This window comes from Streptosporangium jomthongense (genome assembly GCF_042650425.1).
GTDB lineage: Bacteria > Actinomycetota > Actinomycetes > Streptosporangiales > Streptosporangiaceae > Streptosporangium.
The window spans coordinates 50971-69168 of record NZ_JBHSBC010000058.1; the positions used below are offsets into that span (position 1 = coordinate 50971).

At 70.1% G+C, this 18198-nt stretch carries 21 protein-coding genes and 1 pseudogene; 8 read left to right on the forward strand and 14 right to left on the reverse strand.

Features of this window, described 5'->3' with window-relative positions:
• Window positions 1-267 precede the first annotated feature (267 nt).
• Together ACFOYY_RS40995 and ACFOYY_RS41000 are read right to left on the reverse strand one after the other, a co-directional pair.
• A complete protein-coding gene (locus tag ACFOYY_RS40995; RefSeq protein WP_386196884.1) occupies window positions 268-852 on the reverse strand; it encodes an RICIN domain-containing protein in 585 nt (194 codons plus the stop codon).
• 302 nt (window positions 853-1154) lie between these two features.
• A complete protein-coding gene (locus ACFOYY_RS41000) occupies window positions 1155-1367 on the reverse strand; it encodes a hypothetical protein (protein ID WP_386196886.1) in 213 nt (70 codons plus the stop codon).
• A 406-nt stretch (window positions 1368-1773) separates the two neighbouring features.
• Between ACFOYY_RS41000 and ACFOYY_RS41005 the strand changes: the two genes are divergently transcribed.
• From ACFOYY_RS41005 to ACFOYY_RS41020, 4 genes are all read left to right on the forward strand, one after another.
• Window positions 1774-2922: an alanine racemase gene (locus ACFOYY_RS41005; RefSeq protein WP_386196888.1), complete on the forward strand. Its 1149-nt coding sequence runs from the start codon at window positions 1774-1776 to the stop codon at window positions 2920-2922.
• Window positions 2919-4205, forward strand: coding sequence for a ferric iron reductase (locus tag ACFOYY_RS41010; protein ID WP_386196890.1), 1287 nt, complete (start codon window positions 2919-2921; stop codon window positions 4203-4205). The genes ACFOYY_RS41005 and ACFOYY_RS41010 overlap by 4 nt, the downstream gene beginning before the upstream one ends.
• A 75-nt stretch (window positions 4206-4280) precedes the next feature.
• Window positions 4281-4502, forward strand: coding sequence for a helix-turn-helix domain-containing protein (locus ACFOYY_RS41015; RefSeq protein ID WP_352012159.1), 222 nt, complete (start codon window positions 4281-4283; stop codon window positions 4500-4502).
• 143 nt (window positions 4503-4645) lie between these two features.
• Complete coding sequence (locus ACFOYY_RS41020; protein WP_386196893.1) at window positions 4646-5194, forward strand: FAD-dependent oxidoreductase; 549 nt, start codon at window positions 4646-4648, stop codon at window positions 5192-5194.
• A gap of 22 nt (window positions 5195-5216) precedes the next feature.
• Here ACFOYY_RS41020 and ACFOYY_RS41025 read toward each other — a convergent pair whose 3' ends face one another.
• On the reverse strand, window positions 5217-6179 hold the full coding sequence (locus tag ACFOYY_RS41025; RefSeq protein WP_386196895.1) for an alpha/beta hydrolase: 963 nt from the start codon (window positions 6177-6179) through the stop codon (window positions 5217-5219).
• 109 nt (window positions 6180-6288) lie between these two features.
• Between ACFOYY_RS41025 and ACFOYY_RS41030 the strand changes: the two genes are divergently transcribed.
• The gene (locus tag ACFOYY_RS41030; RefSeq protein ID WP_386196897.1) at window positions 6289-6942 is read left to right on the forward strand and encodes a TetR/AcrR family transcriptional regulator; all 654 of its coding nucleotides are present in this window, start codon (window positions 6289-6291) and stop codon (window positions 6940-6942) included.
• An 88-nt stretch (window positions 6943-7030) separates the two neighbouring features.
• On the opposite strand, the gene ACFOYY_RS41035 is transcribed toward ACFOYY_RS41030, so the two are convergent.
• Window positions 7031-7681: a DUF3159 domain-containing protein gene (locus ACFOYY_RS41035; protein WP_386196899.1), complete on the reverse strand. Its 651-nt coding sequence runs from the start codon at window positions 7679-7681 to the stop codon at window positions 7031-7033.
• Window positions 7678-8865, reverse strand: a complete 1188-nt coding sequence (locus ACFOYY_RS41040; RefSeq protein WP_386196901.1) for an FAD-dependent oxidoreductase — start codon at window positions 8863-8865, stop codon at window positions 7678-7680. Before ACFOYY_RS41040 ends, ACFOYY_RS41035 begins: the two co-directional genes overlap by 4 nt.
• Window positions 8866-8968: 103 nt before the next feature.
• On the opposite strand from ACFOYY_RS41040, the gene ACFOYY_RS41045 reads away from it, so the two are divergent.
• Window positions 8969-9571 carry a TetR/AcrR family transcriptional regulator gene (locus tag ACFOYY_RS41045; protein ID WP_386196903.1) on the forward strand — a complete coding sequence of 201 codons (603 nt, stop codon included), beginning with the start codon at window positions 8969-8971 and terminating at the stop codon, window positions 9569-9571.
• Between the two features lie 26 nt (window positions 9572-9597).
• Here the strand turns inward: ACFOYY_RS41045 and ACFOYY_RS41050 are convergent, their stop codons facing one another.
• The 5 genes from ACFOYY_RS41050 to ACFOYY_RS41070 all read right to left on the reverse strand — a co-directional run bounded on the left by ACFOYY_RS41050 (window position 9598) and on the right by ACFOYY_RS41070 (window position 14263).
• The gene (locus ACFOYY_RS41050; protein ID WP_386196905.1) at window positions 9598-10461 is read right to left on the reverse strand and encodes an FAD-dependent monooxygenase; all 864 of its coding nucleotides are present in this window, start codon (window positions 10459-10461) and stop codon (window positions 9598-9600) included.
• 77 nt (window positions 10462-10538) lie between these two features.
• A complete protein-coding gene (locus tag ACFOYY_RS41055) occupies window positions 10539-11255 on the reverse strand; it encodes a tyrosine-type recombinase/integrase (RefSeq protein WP_386196907.1) in 717 nt (238 codons plus the stop codon).
• A gap of 94 nt (window positions 11256-11349) precedes the next feature.
• Entirely contained in the window at window positions 11350-12528 is a 1179-nt protein-coding gene (locus tag ACFOYY_RS41060) for an alpha/beta hydrolase family protein (RefSeq protein WP_386196909.1), read from the reverse strand.
• A gap of 20 nt (window positions 12529-12548) precedes the next feature.
• Window positions 12549-13343 carry a hypothetical protein gene (locus ACFOYY_RS41065; RefSeq protein ID WP_386196911.1) on the reverse strand — a complete coding sequence of 265 codons (795 nt, stop codon included), beginning with the start codon at window positions 13341-13343 and terminating at the stop codon, window positions 12549-12551.
• A complete protein-coding gene (locus ACFOYY_RS41070; protein ID WP_386196913.1) occupies window positions 13340-14263 on the reverse strand; it encodes an ABC transporter ATP-binding protein in 924 nt (307 codons plus the stop codon). The genes ACFOYY_RS41065 and ACFOYY_RS41070 overlap by 4 nt, the downstream gene beginning before the upstream one ends.
• A gap of 134 nt (window positions 14264-14397) precedes the next feature.
• Here ACFOYY_RS41070 and ACFOYY_RS41075 point away from each other — a divergent pair, with 134 nt between their 5' ends.
• Together ACFOYY_RS41075 and ACFOYY_RS41080 are read left to right on the forward strand one after the other, a co-directional pair.
• Window positions 14398-15603, forward strand: coding sequence for a sensor histidine kinase (locus ACFOYY_RS41075; protein WP_386196915.1), 1206 nt, complete (start codon window positions 14398-14400; stop codon window positions 15601-15603).
• The gene (locus ACFOYY_RS41080) at window positions 15600-16265 is read left to right on the forward strand and encodes a response regulator (RefSeq protein ID WP_386196917.1); all 666 of its coding nucleotides are present in this window, start codon (window positions 15600-15602) and stop codon (window positions 16263-16265) included. The genes ACFOYY_RS41075 and ACFOYY_RS41080 overlap by 4 nt, the downstream gene beginning before the upstream one ends.
• A gap of 46 nt (window positions 16266-16311) precedes the next feature.
• Here the strand turns inward: ACFOYY_RS41080 and ACFOYY_RS41085 are convergent, their stop codons facing one another.
• The 4 genes and pseudogenes from ACFOYY_RS41085 to ACFOYY_RS41100 all read right to left on the reverse strand — a co-directional run bounded on the left by ACFOYY_RS41085 (window position 16312) and on the right by ACFOYY_RS41100 (window position 18118).
• Window positions 16312-16773: a hypothetical protein gene (locus ACFOYY_RS41085; protein ID WP_386196919.1), complete on the reverse strand. Its 462-nt coding sequence runs from the start codon at window positions 16771-16773 to the stop codon at window positions 16312-16314.
• A gap of 6 nt (window positions 16774-16779) precedes the next feature.
• Window positions 16780-17127, reverse strand: coding sequence for a hypothetical protein (locus ACFOYY_RS41090; RefSeq protein ID WP_386196921.1), 348 nt, complete (start codon window positions 17125-17127; stop codon window positions 16780-16782).
• 530 nt (window positions 17128-17657) lie between these two features.
• Window positions 17658-17738, reverse strand: a pseudogene (locus ACFOYY_RS41095) (hypothetical protein); the annotation flags it as partial.
• 86 nt (window positions 17739-17824) lie between these two features.
• The gene (locus tag ACFOYY_RS41100) at window positions 17825-18118 is read right to left on the reverse strand and encodes an FAD-dependent monooxygenase (protein ID WP_386196923.1); all 294 of its coding nucleotides are present in this window, start codon (window positions 18116-18118) and stop codon (window positions 17825-17827) included.
• Between the last annotated feature and the right edge of the window lie 80 nt (window positions 18119-18198).

Here is an 18198-nt window from a genome sequence, read left to right on the forward strand (position 1 = left end):
AAGGTACTGCCATTCACAGGCGAACTGCCTTTCAACGAGCGAACGGCTGCCGGCAGCAGCCGGAACAGGCATAAACGACAAAATTCTGATCATTCGGCATGAATGCCGAATGAATCGCATACGTCGTCACGCCGTCCGCAGCGTGAGGCAACGCCGACGTTCCCGGTGGGCCCGCCCCGCAACCCCGAGGGGACGTCTCCCGCCCCGCCCGCCGCCGTTCGAAGGGCCGCCCGGACGGCGGCGGGCGGAGCCCCCGACGTGATGGCCTCAGCGGACCGGAGGGTTGCCCCCGGGGTACTGGAAGCCCCACACCTGGTTCCAGCGGTTCCCTTCCGTACCCGTCCTGATGCAGCTCCATGCCTGCAGGCGTGCCTGCTGGCCGGGTATACCGCTGGAGGAGGCGTCCAGGCACCTGCCGTTCGCGCGGTTCCTGATGATCATGTAGGTCTCGGGAAAGCACACGCAGGGCTCGTGCGGCGGGATGATGTAATCGGTTCGCCACTCGGCCGGCGCGTACCCGGACTCGCAGTAGGTGTCCTGAACGATGGACACACCCTCCCGGGGGTCACCGTCCAAGAGTTGCAGGCACTGACCGGAGTGACGGGCCTTTATGCGGAAGTATCCATTTCCGTTGTCGAGGAACTCGAACTCCTGCGAGTGGCTGGCATTGTCCGGCCACAGGAAGACGCCCTGCCTCGGATTGGTGGACGCCCACATCACGTCGGCGCGCAGTCCGCTGATCCGGTTCACGATCTCCGCGTAACGCGTGTCCGCGTACGCTGGCGTGGACGTGCCTGCCGCGAAGGACACGGCCACCAGGACCAGCGCCATGACCAGGGCGCTGAACGTCAACCGCCTCTCCCCGGGATTCAACGAGGTTGACCTTCTGCCTTTTCGCGGCAGAAAGCCGATCTTGGCACGGGAAAATCTCATGATTTCTCCTCGTCTGGTCTGGACAATGAGGGCCGCGCGGGCGGGTTCACCGTGGTCCTGTCGTGGCACGGTTTCGGTGGTCTCCGGCACCGGTAACGGCCATGCCGGAAAAATGGGCCGCTCCCTTCGGCAGTTGAGCGTGGTCGGCTCTGGTGATCAGGAGGACGAACCCGGCGTAGGGGTGATCGGTGATTCGCGACGCTCGGCACGCCTCCGATTTCTCAGGTGCCGCATTCGCTTTTCGCCGACACCAATGTTAAACAGGCGTGCCGCGGACGGCGATGGCGTTCACCCACCGAATGTTCACCGAGCGCCGGATGAAATGGGATGAGCGATTTCGGGACCGTATTACGGCTCGCCGCGGCGCCGGCCGGAAAGGCGAAAAACAGCGCCAGGAATTTCCAGGCCGTCAGCGCCCTCCCAGCCGCGATCAAGACTTGGCACGATGCTTCTCAACGCCCGGACTCCGGGCGAAAGATCAATGTCACCGCGCCGGTAGTACACCTCTGATCACAAACAACTACCTTTCGTATTTATCCTCACACCTTGCGTGACCACGGTTGGAGTTCCATGCCCTCACGACGCGCTCTGCCGGTCACCGCCACGACCCCGTCTCTCCCCCTGACCCGCTCCCCCGGCCCGGTGTCACAAGGCCGAAGCCCTGAACGCGGCCTCGCCCGTACGCCTGCCCGCGCCAAGCCCGTCCCCGCCTGCCGGAACGGGATGGGCTGAGCCCCTCACCGGGGACTTCGGTCGTCACGGAAAACGACGTCCCCTCGACGTGACCCGCCCTGAGGTGTCGTGTCACAGCCATGCGCGAAACCCGACCTTGGAGGTGCGATGCTCCCGCAGGAGAAGGCTCTGCGACTCGCGGCAGCCGGCATGCTGCCCGCGTACATCTACGATCTGGACGATCTTCGCCGCCACGCCGGCGTGGTCATCGGCGCCGTGAACGGCGCCGCTCAGGTGTTGTACGCCGTCAAGGCCAATCCCGACGCACGGGTTCTGCGCGCCCTCGCACCCTTCGTTGACGGGTTCGAGGTGGCCTCGGGCGGTGAGCTGGCCTTCGTGCGAAAGCTCCTGCCGCAGGCATGGGTCGCCTTCAGCGGTCCCGGCAAGACCGACGCCGACCTGAGGCTCGCGCTCGAACTCGGCGTCGAACGGGTGCACGTGGAGAGCCCCGGCGAACTCACCAGAATCGCCCGGATCGCCCGAGGGCGGCCGGTGGACATCCTGTTGCGGGCCAATCTGCGTCCGCCCGCCGTGAACGGGCAGACCACGACCGTCACACCCTTCGGCATGGACGAGCCCACGCTGGAGGCGTGCCTGCCGATCCTGCGCGCGGCTCCCCGGATCCGCGTGCGCGGCATCCACAGCCACCTGGCATGGGGCCTGCCCGCCCCCGCCATGGCCGAGGTGGCCGCCTACGTCGTCACCTGGGCCTCGTCCTGGCTGAACCGGCACCTGCCGGGCGTCGAGCATCCCGAGATCGATCTCGGCGGGGGGATGCTGGTCGACTACGCCGATCCGGACAGTCGTTTCGACTGGGCGGCCTACGGTGCCGCCCTGGCGGCCCTGCGCTCCCCCGGGCCGCTGCGCATCGAGCCCGGACGCTCACTGTCCGCCTACCAAGGCTGGTACGTCACCGATGTCCTGGACATCAAGACCAGCCACGGACAATGTTTCGCGGTGCTGCGCGGCGGCACCCAGCACCTGCGCACCCCGGTCGCCAGAGGGCACGACCAGCCGTTCACCGTCATCCGCCCCACCGGCCGGACACCCGCCTACAGCGGCACGATCACCCTGGTCGGCCAGCTCTGCACCCCCAAGGACGTCTTCGCCCGGGACGTGTCCGTCACCGGGCTGAGCCCCGGCGATCTGATCGTCTTCGGTCTGGCCGGCGCCTACGCCTGGAACCTGTCCCACCACCAGTTCCTCATGCATCCCGAACCCACCTTTCACTACCTCGACCGGGAAGGCGCATCGTGATCATCGACGAGTCCGGAGACCCGCAGCAGACCTGGCAGTACGCGGAGCGATACCTGGGCGGCGGCACCCGTGACTACAGCGCCTACTCGGCGCACCTGGACATCGGCGACCGCTACCACCCGCAACGGGGACTGCCACGCTTCCAGGTGCCCACCTTCCGGGTGCCGCCCGAGATGGGCACGTTCCTGGCCGGAGACCTGCCGAGCAAGGTGAGCGGCCTGTACGGCGACGCGGACGAATTCCTGCTGCCCGTCCATCCGGAGACGCTCGCCTATCCGGACCTTCCCGAACGCCGGACACTGCGTCGCCTGCGACGCGGCCCCGAGCTGACCGTGGTGCCCTCCGCGAACGCCCGCACCGTGTTCGTCGAACGCGTCGGCGGCGCGTCCACCGAGCCGCACTTCGTCAAACTGCACTACCCCAAACGGCTGTCACGCTTCACCCGCCGCCTGCGGCAACCGATCATCACCCTTGAACTGTGGACGGCCGCGGAACTGACCCGCAACGAGCTCCCCGTGCTCTGCGAGGTAGCGGGCGGAGTCCTGGGACACCGGCCGCGCGACGCCTGGGGCTTCCTCGTCCGCGAGGCGGGCCCGCGCACGGGCACCGCCGTCGGACCGCCCGGCGGGAACTCCGCAACCGCTGACATCCTCGCCTCGCCCCTGCGGTACACGGTGCCGCTGTTCGCCCTGTACGGCCGTGACATCCTCCAGCCTCGGCACCCCGCCGTGCTGACGCAGCTCATCTCCCGTAGCGGCGAAGACCCGACACAGTGGCTGGTCCGCCGCGTGGTGGCACCCATGGTCGCCCTGTGGACCCGCGCCGCCACGCGCACCGGATGCGCCCTGGAGATGCACGGCCAGAACACCCTGTTCGGCTACGACCTCGACGGGCAGCGCACGGCCGTCTTCTACCGGGACTGCGCCATCAACGTCGACCCGGCCATCCGCCTTCGGCAGGGCCTGACGCGTCCGCTGCCGCCGGTCAACATCATCTCCCGCGACGTACGGCACCCCGCGGCGCACGTCTTCAGCCTCGCCTATGACAGCTTCATGGCCCACCACGCGCTGGAGCGCCTGGTCCAGGTCGCCACCGACACCCTCGCCGTGGACCCCCACCGGCTGCGGCAGGCGGCCTGCGAGGCCTTCGTCGCGCACGATGGCCCGACCCTCGGCCTGCCCTCCACCGTCTTCTACTACGACGACGAACTGCACCCCGACGGGCAGTGGTCCCTGCGCGACACCGGCGCGAGCCCCCGCTGGCGGCCCGGATCGCCCACTTGAAGGGCCACACCTACTGTTCAGTCGTGACTGAATAAACTATTAGCTTGATTCAGTATCGACTGTATTGTCCGGGGCATGGAGAGCTCCGGCCGCCCCGCCCTCGCCGTGCACCTGTCCGGCGGCAGGCTGTCCCACCTGTTCGCCGGCGAGCTGGGGCTGCCGTTCCGGCCCTACGTGCTGTGGACGCGGCTACGGGCGGCGATGTCGTCGCTGGCGGACGGCGCCCTGCTCACCGAGGCCGCGCACACGGCCGGGTTCGCGGACTCCGCCCACCTGACCAGGTGGTCCGCCGGATGATGGGCCAGGCACCCTCCACCCTGACGACCGGGGTGCGATGGCTGCCTTGACGCTCTCCGGCCTGAAGGACGGAGCACCACGGACGAACCCGGTAGCAGGATCGTTCAAGCCCCGCCGCCACTCTCTCGGCCAGGCTTGGTTTCGTGATTCTCGTGATCGGCGCCGGACAGGCGGGGCTCGCGGCAGGCCGCGAACTGCGCATGGCCGGACATGACGTGCTGCTGCTGGAGGCCCACCCGCGGCTGGGCGAGTCCTGGCGGCGCCGCTGGGACTCTTTGCGCCTGTTCACCCCCGTCTCCCTGAGCGCGCTGCCCGGCCTGCCCATGCCCGGCGCCGACCGCTATCCGGGCAAGGACGAGGTGGCCGACTACCTGCGGGCGTACGCGGCCCACTTCGAGCTGCCGGTCCGGCTCGGCACCACCGTTTCCCTGCTGCGCACCGCCGGCGGCCGGACCATCGCCCCGCGGAGCGTGATCTGGGCGACCGGCTACCGCCCCGACTACCGCTGGCTGCGGGTTCCCGGTGCCCTGGTCGGCGGGCTGCCCCGCCACAGTGAGGGGATCAGCCCGGTACCCGGTTTGGCCTACCTGGGCCTGCCCTTCCAGCGCTGCCGAGGTTCGGCCCTGCTGGGCTGGGTGGGCGAAGACGCCGCACTGGTCGCCAGGGGCCTGGAGGGCCGCAGACGCCGCTGAGATGGTTCGCGTCGCCGTCCCGTCACCCCGCCAGAGCCGCGCGGAGGAACTCGAAGATCTCCGCCTGGGCGACCTCGGCCTGCGGTTCCACCCCTGGCAGGGTGAGGAAGGCGTGCCGCGCCTGCGGATACTCGGTGAGCCGTACGGACGTCCCGGCCGCCCGCAGTCGCCCGGCGTAGCGGCGGCCGTGATCGGCGACCGCGTCCTTGGTCGGCACCACGAGCAGCGCGGGAGCGAGCCCGCTCAGATCATCGGCGTACAGCGGCGAGAACGCGCGGGCGTCGGTTCCCGGCGGGACGGCGAGCCGTCGCAGGAACCGCAGGAGCGGCAGGGCAGGGGTCGGGCTGTAGGCGTACTCAGCCACGGAGGGGTAGTCGCACATCGTCTCGGTCACCTCGACCACGGGGTTGACCAGCACCTGCGCCCGGAGCCGCAGGCCCGCGTCCCGGGCCCGGACGGCCGTCAGGGCGCTGACCAGCGCGCCGAAGCTCTCGCCGGCGACGGCCGTACGCGTTGGATCGACGCCCCACCGTGCGGCGTTTTCCACCATGTGCCGGAGGACGTCCCAGCCGTCGTCGGCGGCGTCGGCGAGGGGGCTGCCCGGGGCGAGGAGGCGGTGCTCGACGGAGACGACGAGCGCGGGCAACCGGGCGGCGAGGTGGCTGTTGGTCCAGTCGCACTGCGCCGCTGTGCCCACGAAACCGCCTCCGTGCACGTGGACCACGAGGGGCAGGCCGGTCCTGGCGGTGGTTTCGCCGCCGGCAGGAGACACCGGCCGGTACACCCGGACCGGAAGGTCGCGACCCGGCAGCGCGATGTCCTGCCATTCGACGGCGGCTCCGGGGTCCGGCTCTCCGAGGATCGCCCGTGCCGCGCCGGAGGCCCGCCAGCGGTTCTCCGCAGTGCGGTAGTCGATCAGCTGCTTGACCGTCATCGTGGAGAAGTCCGGCTCCGGCGGCCGTTTGACGGCAGTGGTCTCGCTCATCTCGCCTTCTCTCTTCTTCCAGCCAGTAAGACGCCTCCATTATGCACGCGGTGCGTGCATCGGCAAGTGCATAAGATATGCTGGGCCGGGCGCGGACGAGAGGGGCGAGATGACAGGCCGAAGGCGTTGGTCGACGGAGGAAATCCTGGACACGGCGGCGGAACTGCTGCGCACGGACGACGCCGAGTCGTTCAGTGTTCGCAGGCTCGCCGCGACGCTCGGGACCGACTCCTCCAGCCTCTACCGGCACTTCCGCAACAAGACCGAGCTTCTGCGCGCGGTCGCCGACCGGATCCTGGTGGCCGCGATGGACGGCTACCGCCCCGAGGGTGACTGGAGGCAGCGCATCACCGCGACAGCCCTGCGCCTGAGAGAGGCCTTCGGCCGGCACCCCCAGCTCGCCGCGGTCTGGGGACGCTACGGATCCGGCGGTACCGGTTCCCGGCTGGTCATGGAGGAGGCACTACAGGCTTTGCGGACCTCTGGCCTGCCCGATGAGGAGATTCCCTCCCGCTACCACCGGCTCGTGATCCTCCTCTCCGCACTGATCGTCTCCGAGGCCGGAATCGGCACCCTCACCCCGGACGAGTACGAACAGGGCATGGAGCAGTTCCGCGTCGCGGTCCTCGGGGCCGACCCCGACCGCTTCCCCGCCCTGGCCCACTTCGCCCGCGAGATCCGCCCCCTCGGAGCCGACCGCCGGGCCGCGTTCGATGAGATCCTCGCCGCCCACCTCGCCCGGATCGAGGCCGCGATCCCCTGACGCGCCTCCCGGTGGTGCCGCGTCACCACGCTCCGTTCGAAACACGGCGGTCGCAGAGCCGGCGCACCGGCTGGACCGGACGCGGCCGTCAGCCGGGGCTCGGCGTCGTCACGGCGGGGCCCGGTCCTGCGGGGTCCGCCTCGGCGCGGAGGATGCGCCAGCTGAGATAGGCGCAGACGCCCGTCGCGGGCGTGGTCAGCAGTGTGCTGGCGATCCCGAGCGCGACCACCTGCCCGGCCAGGTACAGAGGCACCATCAACGCCGTGCCGAGGGCGAACTTCGCCAGGAAGATCGCCGTGCACCTCTGGTAGCGCCGCCGCCTCGCGCGATCCCGCCGCCAGCCGAACCGATCGTCACGCGCCGCCCCCAGCACCAGCCCGACCACCGGCCACCGCACCAGCACGGACACCAGGAACACGGCCCCGCCGACCGCACTGGTCAGCACGCCCACAAGGTAGAAGTCGACCCCGCGCCCGGTGCTCCCCGCAAGCAACGCGGAGACCCCCACCACGAGCAGCCCACCGGCTGCCTGCCAGTACTTCCTGTCGGTCCACACCCGGGCCACCGCGAAGGCGAGCACGCCGACGACCGCGATCAGCGCGGAGGCCGATACGCGACCGCTCGTCAGATAGGCGACCAGGAACAGCGCACGAGACGCGACGGCCTCCGCGAGTGTGCGCCAGCCACCCACCGCGGCGAACAAGGACAGCGACCTCCGCGTCAGCATGGTGAGGTTCATGCGCTCGGCTCCGTGGCGCCGGTCCGCTGCCGGGGTCCCGGGCCGGTTCCGGCCGCCGCGCCGGGAGCGGAGAGGTTGTCGCGGCGCGTCGTGTCCTCGTAGGCGCCGATCGCGGCGCGCAGGTCCCGCTTTCCCCGGGCGACCTGGACCAGTTCGTCACGCAGGCGGCGGGCGTCCCGCATCGCCAGGTTGCCCCCGAAACCCGGTGCCACGTGGATGGCGTCGCCGATGAGCGTCACCGGAGTGGCCGGCCATGCCGGCGTCGGCGGGATCAGCCCGATCCGCAGCGCGACGGTGAGGTCCGGCCATGCTTGGTCGACGACCAGCCGCAACGTCTGGTGCATGCCGACGGCCAGTCCCCTGGCCCGGCGCCACGCGTCGGCCGGTGAGCCGGTAGAACCGAGCCGTTCCCGCGTGACGGACAGCGTCCACATCACGTAGTCCTCGGCTGCGGCGACGGCGCGGTGGTCCAGGGCGGGCAGCCACTTCTCCCGCGCGGCGGCCGGTGGCCGGGTGAACCGCAACGCGCCCATCGCCATCATCGTGCCGTGCGAGCGCGCACTGGTGGCGCTGTGGCCGATCAGCTCGGGCAGCCCGGTACCGGCCACGGCCCGCAGCGGTGTCGCGCCCATCACCATGCGCTTTCCCGCGTCGGCCACCCGCACGTGCGGCAGGTACTGGCGCCGGACCGCGGAACCGATGCCGTCCGCGCCGACCAGCACGTCCGCCGTGTCGGTGCCGCCATCGGCGAACCACGCCCGGACGGTGCCGTCGGCCCGCTGCTCGAACCGTGTGAACCGCGCCCCGAACCGCACCGTTTCCTCCAGTCCGGTCAGCAACACCGCCCGTAGCAGCGGCCGGTGCGCCTGCCGGCCGGGCCGCACCGGTCCCGCGGTACCGGCGAGCGGCTGGGTGCGCACGACCTTGAGTTCCCCGTCCACGTCGGACAGGAACAGCCTCCGCTCGCGCGGACCGCCCATGGTCGCCTCCGCCATCGCGACGTGCCGCGGCGGCAGGCACGCGCGCAGCGCGGCGGTTCCCCTGTCGTCGAAATGCAGGCTGACGCCCTGTGGGCGCCCCCGCGGCCCGTCCCGCTCGTACACCACGACGTCGACGCCCGCCTGGCGTAACCCGTGGGCAAGCGTCAACCCGCCAAGTCCGGCACCGACAACGATCACCCGCATTCCGTTCCACCTTTCTTCATCGGTTGATGAAGTTCAGCGTACCCCGCGCCGGGGAAGAAACATCATCGACTGGTGAAGAAATGTCCGATAGGATCTTCCCGCCATGACAGAACACAGTCGTCCCGGACGCTGGCGATCCGGTGAGCAGAGCAGGCAGCAGATCCTGGAGGCCGGCCGCACGCTGTTCCGCGAGAACGGCTACGGCGGCACGACGGTGCGCGCGGTCGCGGCCGAGGCGGGGGTGGACCCGGCCATGGTGTTCTACTTCTTCGGCACCAAGCAGGGCCTGTTCGCCGCGGTCACCGAGATGCCCGCCCACCTGACGTCGGCCATCGAGTCGATGTTCGCCGGCGGTCTCGACGGCATCGGTGAGCGCATCATCCGGACGCTCTTGGAGAACCTGGATAAATCCGACCGCACGCCGCTCGTGATGCTCACCCGGTCGGCCCCCACCCATGAGGCGTCGGAAGCGCTGCTCCGCGAGTTCATCGACCGGGAGATCACCGGCCGGCTCGTGACGATGCTCGGCACACCGGACGCCGCGCTACGGGCGGGGATGGTGAACGTCCAGGTTCTGGGCCTCGCGGTGGCGCGTTACATCATGCGGATCGAGCCGATCGCCTCCGCGTCCACCGATGAGCTGGTGGCCCGGTTCGGTCCGGTCGTACAGCACTGCCTCACCGGACGACAGGAGACGGCGTGGTGAACGCCGCTCACCATGTTCTCCGCCTCCTATGAGCCGGTCAGGCCGGCGTCGCCGCCGAACATCGTCGCGGCCTGGCGGCCCGCGGCCTGGTTCCCGGTGACGTAGGGCCGTAGCCTTTCCTCGTAGGCGGCGAAGGCGGCCATGTGGTCTCCGGCCGCCGAGGCGAGGTTTCCGGCGAGCGCCCGGGTGCCGATCAGCGCCTGTGAGGTGCCCATGCCGCTGGTCGGGGCGGCGCAGTAGCCCGCGTCGCCGACCAGGGCGATCCGGCCGTACGACCAGCGGTCCAGATGGACCTGGCAGGCCGAGGAGAAGTAGAAGTCGTCCGCTTCGCTCATCGCCTCCAGCAGCCGGGGCGCCTGCCCACCGAAACAGGCAAAGGCCGCCCGCACCGCGTTCTCCTGCTCGTCTCGGCCGCGTCGGTCCAGTGCGGGTGAGGCGGTGGCGAAGGAGAAGCTGACGGTAAGGCGGTCCGGCGCGCCGGAACCGAACAGGTAGAGGGCCGCGCCAGGGCCTTGTTGCAGCAGGCCGCCACGCTCCAGGCCGAGGTGGTTGGCGGTGCTGAAACCGGCTCCGGACAGGCCCAGGTGGCGTAGCGCCCCGGCGCACGGGCCGAAGGCCAGTTGCCGCACCTTGGAGTGGACGCCGTCGGCTCCGATCACCATGTCGAACTCCCGGGCGGCTCCGCGCTCGAACTCGACCGTGACGCCCGACCCGTGCTGGGTCAGCGCGCTGATCGAGTCGTCGAACACGTAGGTCACGTCGTCGGTGGTGATGCGGTGAAGGATCCGGGTCAGTTCCTGCTTCGGTACCTCCAGTTCACCGGCGAACGCCTCGGCGGGCAGCCGTCCGGTCTCCACGCCCTTGTCGTCCAGCAAGGTGGTGCCGCGCATCTTCGGGGCCAGCCGAGATATCGGGAAAACCGGCCATGAGTCGATCTTGACGGCCGTTTCCGCAGGCAGACGTACGGTCAGTGGTCAACCGTGATCAACTTGAGGGCGTCTTCCTTGTCCTTGTCGGACGGCAAGCTGTAGCGGCGGGTGGTTTCCAGGCGGGCGTGGCCAAGAATCTCGGCGACCAGGACCAAGTCGGTTTTGCCGCGGACCAGCGTGGTGGCGAGCGTGTGGCGCAGGACGTGCCCTGTGGTGGGATCGTCCAGCCCGGCCGCCTGGGCGATGATGCCGCCGGCGGCGCGGGCGCTTAGCCGTCCGCCTTTGGCGTTGAGGAACAGGGCTCGGTTGTCGCCAGCGTGGGGCCAGTTGGGGCGTTCGTCGAGCCAGAGCTGCAGCTCGGTACGGAGTTTGGGGTGGATGTCGACCTCGCGGAACTTACCGCCTTTTCCGTACAGCCGCAGGCGGTCCTTGCGGGCCGGCATCTGGACGTCGTCGATGTCGAGGCGGACGACCTCGCCGATGCGGGCGCCCGCGTAGTACGGGATCAGCGCGATGCACCGGCCACGGGGCGACAGATGCGCCTCCACGGCGCGCAGCCGGCGGATGCGGGCGCGTTCCTCCGGCGCGCGCGGCGCGCTCTTGGGCAGATCTTCGCGGCCGACGTCGGCCTTGCCCAGACCCCGGCGGACGTGGAAGTCGTCCAGGGCGGCGAGGACGGAGTTGACGTAGACGCGGCTGCGCCTGGCCGGGCCATCGCGCAGCAGCCACCTCGGAAGCCACACCTGGGAGTGCACTTCCGAGATTGTGTCAATCTCGGAAGTACGGCGGATTCGTCCGGCGATTAGTGCAGTGAGGCTCGTAGCCTGGGAATGATCACGCAGTGCGGGATCACGGGTTGTGGAAGGTGACTTCGGGGTTGGCCGGAGTGGGGGCGTCGAGCAGGGGCTGCTTCCTGTGCTTGAGGTGCAGGTCGAAGAAGGCCGCGACGTACGTTCGAGTGATCGCGATCCCGCGCTCGGCCGCGATGGTGTCGGGAGCCGACTGGCCGAGCTTGCTCTTCGGGATGGCCAGGTCGGTGAAGCTGTTGTGTTCGGTGTGCGCGACCGTGAGCCACCGCTTCCAGCCGTGCAGAGCCTTCCAGGTGCTATCCCAGGTCTCGTCCTTCCCGGGGACGTGGTCGCTCTGGCTGCCCATCAGCAGGAAGGGGCGATTCCCGACGCCGGTGGAGGGCAGCGTTGCGCTGATCGTGCCGTCGAGGTTGACCCCCGCCTTGATCAGCGTGTCTGCCAGCATGCTGGCCGATGCGGCGTCGCCGCCGAGCGAGTGGCCGACCATGCCGATCCGCTTGGAGTTGATCAGGTTGGCGCGTTTCCAGGCCGGGTGGTGGCCGGTCAGCCGATCCAGGACGAAGGAGACGTCCTTGGCGCGGTTCCTGGTGATGGTGGCCTTGCCGCCGGGCGGGGGTTTGGGCTGGTCGCACAGGGGTTCGCAGGTGAGCAGGCCGATGCCGGGGAAGACGGTGCCTGAGGATTCGTAGGCGTGGTCGATCGTCGCGACGACGTAACCGCGGCTGGCCAGGTCCTCGGCGAGCGCCGTGAGGCTGGCGCGGGGCAGGCTGAGGCCGGGGGAGACCAGTACTAGCGGATAGCGGCCCTTCTTGGGTGGCGTGCCGGTGTGGGCGTAGGTGCGGATGCCGCTGATGAACTCGGCGGGCAGTTTGGTGCCTGGGGCCTTGCGACGCAGGAAGGACGCGGCCTCCTCGGTGGTCATGTATTCCGCCGCGGCGCCGGTGGTGGAGCGGGCGGGGTAGTACATCGAGAGCATCAGCCGGCGTGGGCCGGATTCCGGGACCCAGGGGTCCTTGCGGCCCTCGTCGACCAGGTACAGGAGGTCGCGGCCGACCGGGTCGGGGCCGGTGGGGCGAGGCAACTCCAGCCTGGGCGCGGCGGCCGCCGCCGGGCTGGACGGCGTGGCCGCCGCCGCAGGCGTGGCGCAGGCCGTAACGGCCAGGGCAAGACACGCCATCAGCGGTACGGCGGGCAGGCGCCGGAGCACGAAAAAACTCATCAGATTTCCTTTCAAAAGGGTCAGACGTCGCGGCGTACGGCGAGCAAGGCCAGAACAGCGGCGATCAGCGGCCAAGCAGCGAACACGGCCCAGGATCCGGTCACCGTCGGCAGGGCGGGATCGTCGCGGAGTTGCGGCAACCCCAGGCAGGTCCGCCAGACGTAGAAGGGAACCAGCGCGTACAGGTCGTTGAGCCACTGATGGACGGTCGGCCGGAAGAAGGTCGGCACGATGACCAGCACCGCGCAGACCGCCACCACCGCCCCCGCGGTGTGCCGCAGTAGCGCGCCGACCCCCATCCCGACCACCCCCGACACCGGAGCCAGCAGCGCGTTGGCGGCCAGCACCCGCAGCACGCCGGGATCGCCGAGCGAGACGGCGACCCCGCGACCGGACAGAATGGCCTGACTGGCGCCGAACGTGGTAGCCGACACGAACACGCCGACCGCGAGCATGACCCCGCCGACGACGACGAGCTTGGCCGCCACGACGCGGTGCCGCGCCGGGACGGCGTTCAGGGTGATGCGGATGAGCCCGGTGGCGTACTCGCCGACGATCGCCAGCGCCCCCAGGCTGCCTGCCCCGATCATGACCATGGTGGCCGACAGCCCGCTGAACGCCTCCGTCAACGGACTGAACCGCGCCTTCTCCATCGCCGGAAAACCGGGCCAGTCCTGGTAGGCCTCCAGGCTGTTGCGTACGGCGAAGGCGACGACGGCCAGCGTGCCGAGTCCGAGCAGCCACCGGGTGGAGCGCAGCGTCCAAAATTTGATCCACTCGGCCGCCAGCAGGTCGCCGAATCGCCCGGCCGTCATCGCGCGTCACCGGCCAGCGCCGGGGCGCGGTAGTCGGCGCGATCGGCGGTCAGTTCCATGAACGCCTGCTCGAGTGAGGCGGTGCGCGGAGCCAGCTCACGCAGCAGGATCCGCCGCTCGAAGGCGAGTTCGCCGATGCGGGCCGCGCTCATGCCGGTGACGATCAGCGCACCGTCGTCGCCCTGCCGTACGCGCGCGCCCGCCTGGGACAGGACGGTGGCGAGTTCGGCGGGGTCGGCGGCGCGCACGGTGACGGACGCGCCCGTGCCGCGGGCGGCGAACTCGGCCAGGCTCTCGTCGGCGATCAACTCGCCCTGGCCGATGACGACGAGCCGGTCGGCGGTGTGTTCCATCTCGCTCATCAGGTGGCTGGAGACCAGCACGGTGCGTCCCTCCCCGGCCAGGCGGCGGAACAGGCCGCGCACCCAGCGCACCCCTTCGGGATCCAGGCCGTTGACCGGCTCGTCGAACAGCAGCACCGGCGGGTCACCGAGCAGGGCGGCGGCGATGCCGAGCCGCTGGCGCATCCCCAGGGAGAAACCGCTCACCCGGCGTCGGGCCACGCCCTCCAGCCCCACCTCCCGCAGCACCTCGCCGACGCGGCGGCGCGGCAGGCCGTTGCTGTGGGCCAGCGCGGACAGGTGCGCCGCCGCGCTGCGCCCGCCGTGCACGTCGCCCGCGTCCAGGAGCGCCCCCGCGTGCCGCAGGCCGGTGCGGTGGCGGGCGAACAGGCGGCCGCCGATCGTGGCGGTTCCGCTGGTGGGCCTGTTCAGGCCGAGGATCATCCGCATCGTGGTGCTCTTGCCCGCGCCGTTCGGGCCGAGGAATCCGGTGACGCAGCCCGGCCGCACGGTGAACGTCAGCCCGTTGACGGCCGTCACCTCGCCGTAGCGTTTGGTCAGTTGGTTGACTTCGATCACCCGGTCAACGTTGTCGCAGGCTGGGCGGGTGCGACATCTGGCCGCAGGCCGGTTTCCGCGCCGGCGGGGTGGCCTGCGGGCATAGGCCGGAAGGCCGATGCGGGCAGCGCGAGCCGGTGACTACGATCGGCCGGGTGCGCGAACAAACGCCCAGGCCACCCCTGATGCAGCGGCTGACGCCCGGCGCGCGGACGGCGCTGGCCTGGTGCGCCGTCGCGGCCTGCCTGCCACTGCTGTATGCCGTGACGCTGACCGACGGCGAGAGCCCGCTGCCGGTGGGCGCGGCGCACGCGGGCTTCGCCGCGGCGATGGCGGTCCCGCTGGTGTGGGCCCGGCGGCGACCGTGCGCGGTGCTGGCGGTCCTGCTGGCCGGACTGCTCGCCGCCATAGCGCTCGCGCAGCCCGCCGAGCGGATCTGGCCGCTGCTTCCGGTTACCGACCTGCTCGTCTGCTTCATCACAGCCGGCCATACTCGCCGCATCGGACTGGTCACGGCGGGCGCCACGCTAGCCGTTCAGCAGGCGGCCTGGCACGGTGCCCTGCTGATCCAGGGGCTGCGCGTCTTCGCGCCCGGCTTCGTCGCGCTGTCGGTCCTGCTCGGGCTGGGCGTCGTCGTCGCCTGGACGGCCGGCACGGCGTTGCGGCAACGACGCGAGTACGGCCAGGCGCTGCGTGCGCAGGCAGAACTCCAGGCGGTCACGGCGGACAGGCTGCGGATCGCGCGGGAGTTGCACGACATGGTCGCGCACAGCATCGGCGTCATCGCCATCCAGGCCGGCGCCGGGGCACGGGTGATTGACAGCCGGCCTGACCAGGCGCGGGACGCGCTCGGCGCGATCGAGGACGCCAGCAGGCAGACGCTGCGCGGGCTCCGAGACCTGCTCGGCGTGCTCCGTGATCCCGTCGCGGCCGTCTCGGAGCCGTTGTCGGGGCTGGCCGATCTCGACCGGCTCGCCGAGACGACAGCGACCGCGGGCGTCCGGGTGGACGTGGTTCGGCGGGGGAACCCGCGGGGGCTGCCTCCGGCCGTGGACCGGTGCGCCTTCCGTATCGTCCAGGAGTCGCTGACCAACGTGGTCCGCCACTCCGGCGCCCACCACTGCCAGGTCGTCCTCGACTACGCGTCCGACGAACTGAACATCGCGATCACCGATGACGGCCACGGTGACACCACAGCTGCGCCGACCTCTGCCGGTGGCGGGTTCGGGATCGCCGGGATGCGCGAGAGGGTCGCCCTGCTCGACGGCAGCCTCAGCGCCGGGCCGCGCCCGGAGGGCGGCTTCCGCGTCACCGCGACGCTGCCCGACCGCGCCCGGACCACCCCGGCGGAGGCACGATGACCATCCGCGTCGTTCTCGCCGACGACCAGCCGCTGATCCGCGCCGGCCTGCGCATGGTCATCGAGGGCACCCCCGACGTCGTCGTAGCGGGGGAGGCCGGGATGGGAGCCCAAGCCGTCCAGCTCACCCGGCAGCTACGTCCCGACGTCGTCGTGATGGACATCCGCATGCCCGGCATGGACGGCATCGAGGCCACCCAGGCCATCACCGCCGAATCCCCGGACACCCGCGTGATCATGCTCACCACGTTCGACGACGACGCCAACGTCCACGCCGCGCTGCGGGCCGGAGCGAGCGGTTTCCTGGTCAAGGACATGGCGCTGGAGGACATCCTGTCCGCCGTCCACGTGGTCGCAGCCGGCGACGCCCTGATCGCCCCCAGCGTCACCCGCCGCCTCATCGCCGAGTTCGCCGGACGGCCCGAACCCCGCCCGCGGCCGCGCGAGTTGACGGGCGTCACCGCGCGAGAACGCGAGGTGCTGACCCTGGCCGGGCGCGGCCTGTCCAACGCCGAGATCGCCGCCCGCCTGCACATCAGCCCCGGCACCGCCAAAGCTCACATCGCCAGCCTGCTCACCAAACTCGGCGCCCGCGACCGCGTCCAGCTCGTCATCGCCGCCTACGACGCCGGCCTGGTATCCCCGCTCCATGACGATCGATAACGCCAAGCGCCGGCCCGGCCCCGCCCACTGTCTGACAACGTGGCGGCTACCCCGGCAACGGCGCCTCTCGGGCAGCATCGGTCTCCTCGCCAAGCTCGAGGTTGACCTCCATGTCCTCCAGCGGTGCGTTCAGGTCGTAGACGTAGTCGCCGAAGCGGCGCACGTTGTCCTCCTGGTAGCGGACATGATGGCCACGTCGGCGCGATGCACTGTCTCGCCTTCGCTGCGCAGCCGGTTGAGCACCAGCGACATGTTCAGCCTTCATCCGCATCTTCAACTGCGCCACGAAATCCGCAGCCGTCGTGGGCAGGCCCGCCTCGGCACAGTACTCGGCCAGGTACGGCTGGCAGTCCTCCCAGCTGAGCAACTGGGACTGCCAGTTGGCGTAGGCTTCGGAGCCGACCGCCGCCACATCGCCGCGCACCAGCTCGTCCGCGAGGCAGGAGAACACGCAGATCTCGAAATGCCGGCGCACCACCTTGCCGGGGCGGCGCTTGTCGATGATCACCTTCTGTCATGCCTCCGGCGCGAAGGACACGTCCACGTGCCTGCGCACCGTGACCGCGGAGATCTCGCCGGTCGTCTCATCGACGACGTCTTCCTCGACCGTGTACTCATCGCCGATGAACTCGCTGGTGCGGGTGGCATTGACGCGCACGAACTGCAGCGCCTCCAGCAGCCTGCGGTCCGCGCTGGCCGGCTCCAGCACCAGCACGTCGACCAGGCGCAGCAGCAGCCCCCGGTGTGAGCGGTAGAAGCGCTCCAGCAGCGGCAGGTAGTTGTCGCCGTGGAAGGCGGCCAGAGCCTCGCGCTCGGCCACCAGGCCGGCCAGGCCGCCGTTGCTCTCGATCGTGTCCAGCATCCGCCCATTGCGCTGACGCTGCTCGGCGCGAAGGTCTCCAGCAGCTCGCGGGCCTTGTTGTACATGGTGTCCATCCGCTTGCACAGCATGGTCACCAGGTCATCGCGGGCGCGTATCCGGGCCTGGTGTAGCAGGCACGCTTCCAGCACGATCCGCTTGACCTCGCCGTAGTCGCGCATCTCAGCGGCGTCCAGCGCCCGCGCCTCGGCCGCGAAATGGGCGATCTTGGAAGCGGGCACCCCTTTGAGCCAGGCGTCGCTGGCCCCGCCCATGCCGTCCAGCCAGGCCAGATGGTCCAACTGCTGGCGCAGCTTGGTCACCGTGGCCCGCGGTGCGCTCTTCTTGGCTCGGTCATGACCGCTGCGGCCGGTAGCCGGATCCACCTCCAGCATCGCCGGCATGCGCGTGTGGTCGTCGAAGCTCATCCGGCCGTAGGCCAGGGTGAAGATGGCGCCGTTGACCTCCGCACGCACCTGAGAGGCCAGGTCATCCAGGGTGGAGAACGCCGGGAACTCGCAGCTGTTCTTGGCCAGATCCTCCAGCGCCACGTTGATCAGATCAGCCGGGTGATCTTTGGTCTTGGCCGCCAGCCGGATCGCCTGCTCGGCCAGCTTGCGCGCGGCGACCTGATCGGCGGACGACTTCCGAGATTACGCGCCAACCCCGCAGCGAGCCTGATTCGGCACCGGATAGCCCATCAACCCGGACCCGCAGCGGGCATGCCGTACGATCTCAAGATCGACTCATAGCCGGTTTTGCCCGCATCTCGGCTGGATCCGATCTTCGTGTCGTGCCCACGCATCTCGGCGAGAACGCCCAGGTCCTCCAACACGTCGAACGCCTCACCGCGGAAGTCCACCGCGTATCCGCTGTCACGAAGCTCAGGGGCTCGCTCGACCACGCTCACCTCGTATCCGTCGCGGTTCAGGAAGAAGGCGAGGGCGGGCCCGGCCACACTCGCACCGGAGATCAGAACTTTCGTCTTGGTCATGGGGCATGACGGTAAGCCGATTTGCCCATTTGGTCAATCCATTTGGATAGACCGAACGGTCAAATCATCGGCTATGCTGC

Excerpts from the sequence above, each read along its gene's own strand:
- ACFOYY_RS41005 (WP_386196888.1), top strand. The coding sequence starts at position 1,774 with ATGCTCCCGCAGGAGAAGGCTCTGCGACTCGCGGCAGCCGGCATGCTG.
- ACFOYY_RS41015 (WP_352012159.1), top strand. The coding sequence starts at position 4,281 with ATGGAGAGCTCCGGCCGCCCCGCCCTCGCCGTGCACCTGTCCGGCGGC.
- ACFOYY_RS41025 (WP_386196895.1), bottom strand. The coding sequence starts at position 6,179 with ATGAGCGAGACCACTGCCGTCAAACGGCCGCCGGAGCCGGACTTCTCC.
- ACFOYY_RS41030 (WP_386196897.1), top strand. The coding sequence starts at position 6,289 with ATGACAGGCCGAAGGCGTTGGTCGACGGAGGAAATCCTGGACACGGCG.
- ACFOYY_RS41035 (WP_386196899.1), bottom strand. The coding sequence starts at position 7,681 with ATGAACCTCACCATGCTGACGCGGAGGTCGCTGTCCTTGTTCGCCGCG.
- ACFOYY_RS41040 (WP_386196901.1), bottom strand. The coding sequence starts at position 8,865 with ATGCGGGTGATCGTTGTCGGTGCCGGACTTGGCGGGTTGACGCTTGCC.
- ACFOYY_RS41045 (WP_386196903.1), top strand. The coding sequence starts at position 8,969 with ATGACAGAACACAGTCGTCCCGGACGCTGGCGATCCGGTGAGCAGAGC.
- ACFOYY_RS41050 (WP_386196905.1), bottom strand. The coding sequence starts at position 10,461 with ATGCGCGGCACCACCTTGCTGGACGACAAGGGCGTGGAGACCGGACGG.
- ACFOYY_RS41060 (WP_386196909.1), bottom strand. The coding sequence starts at position 12,528 with ATGAGTTTTTTCGTGCTCCGGCGCCTGCCCGCCGTACCGCTGATGGCG.
- ACFOYY_RS41065 (WP_386196911.1), bottom strand. The coding sequence starts at position 13,343 with ATGACGGCCGGGCGATTCGGCGACCTGCTGGCGGCCGAGTGGATCAAA.
- ACFOYY_RS41080 (WP_386196917.1), top strand. The coding sequence starts at position 15,600 with ATGACCATCCGCGTCGTTCTCGCCGACGACCAGCCGCTGATCCGCGCC.
- ACFOYY_RS41090 (WP_386196921.1), bottom strand. The coding sequence starts at position 17,127 with ATGCTGGACACGATCGAGAGCAACGGCGGCCTGGCCGGCCTGGTGGCC.
- ACFOYY_RS41100 (WP_386196923.1), bottom strand. The coding sequence starts at position 18,118 with ATGACCAAGACGAAAGTTCTGATCTCCGGTGCGAGTGTGGCCGGGCCC.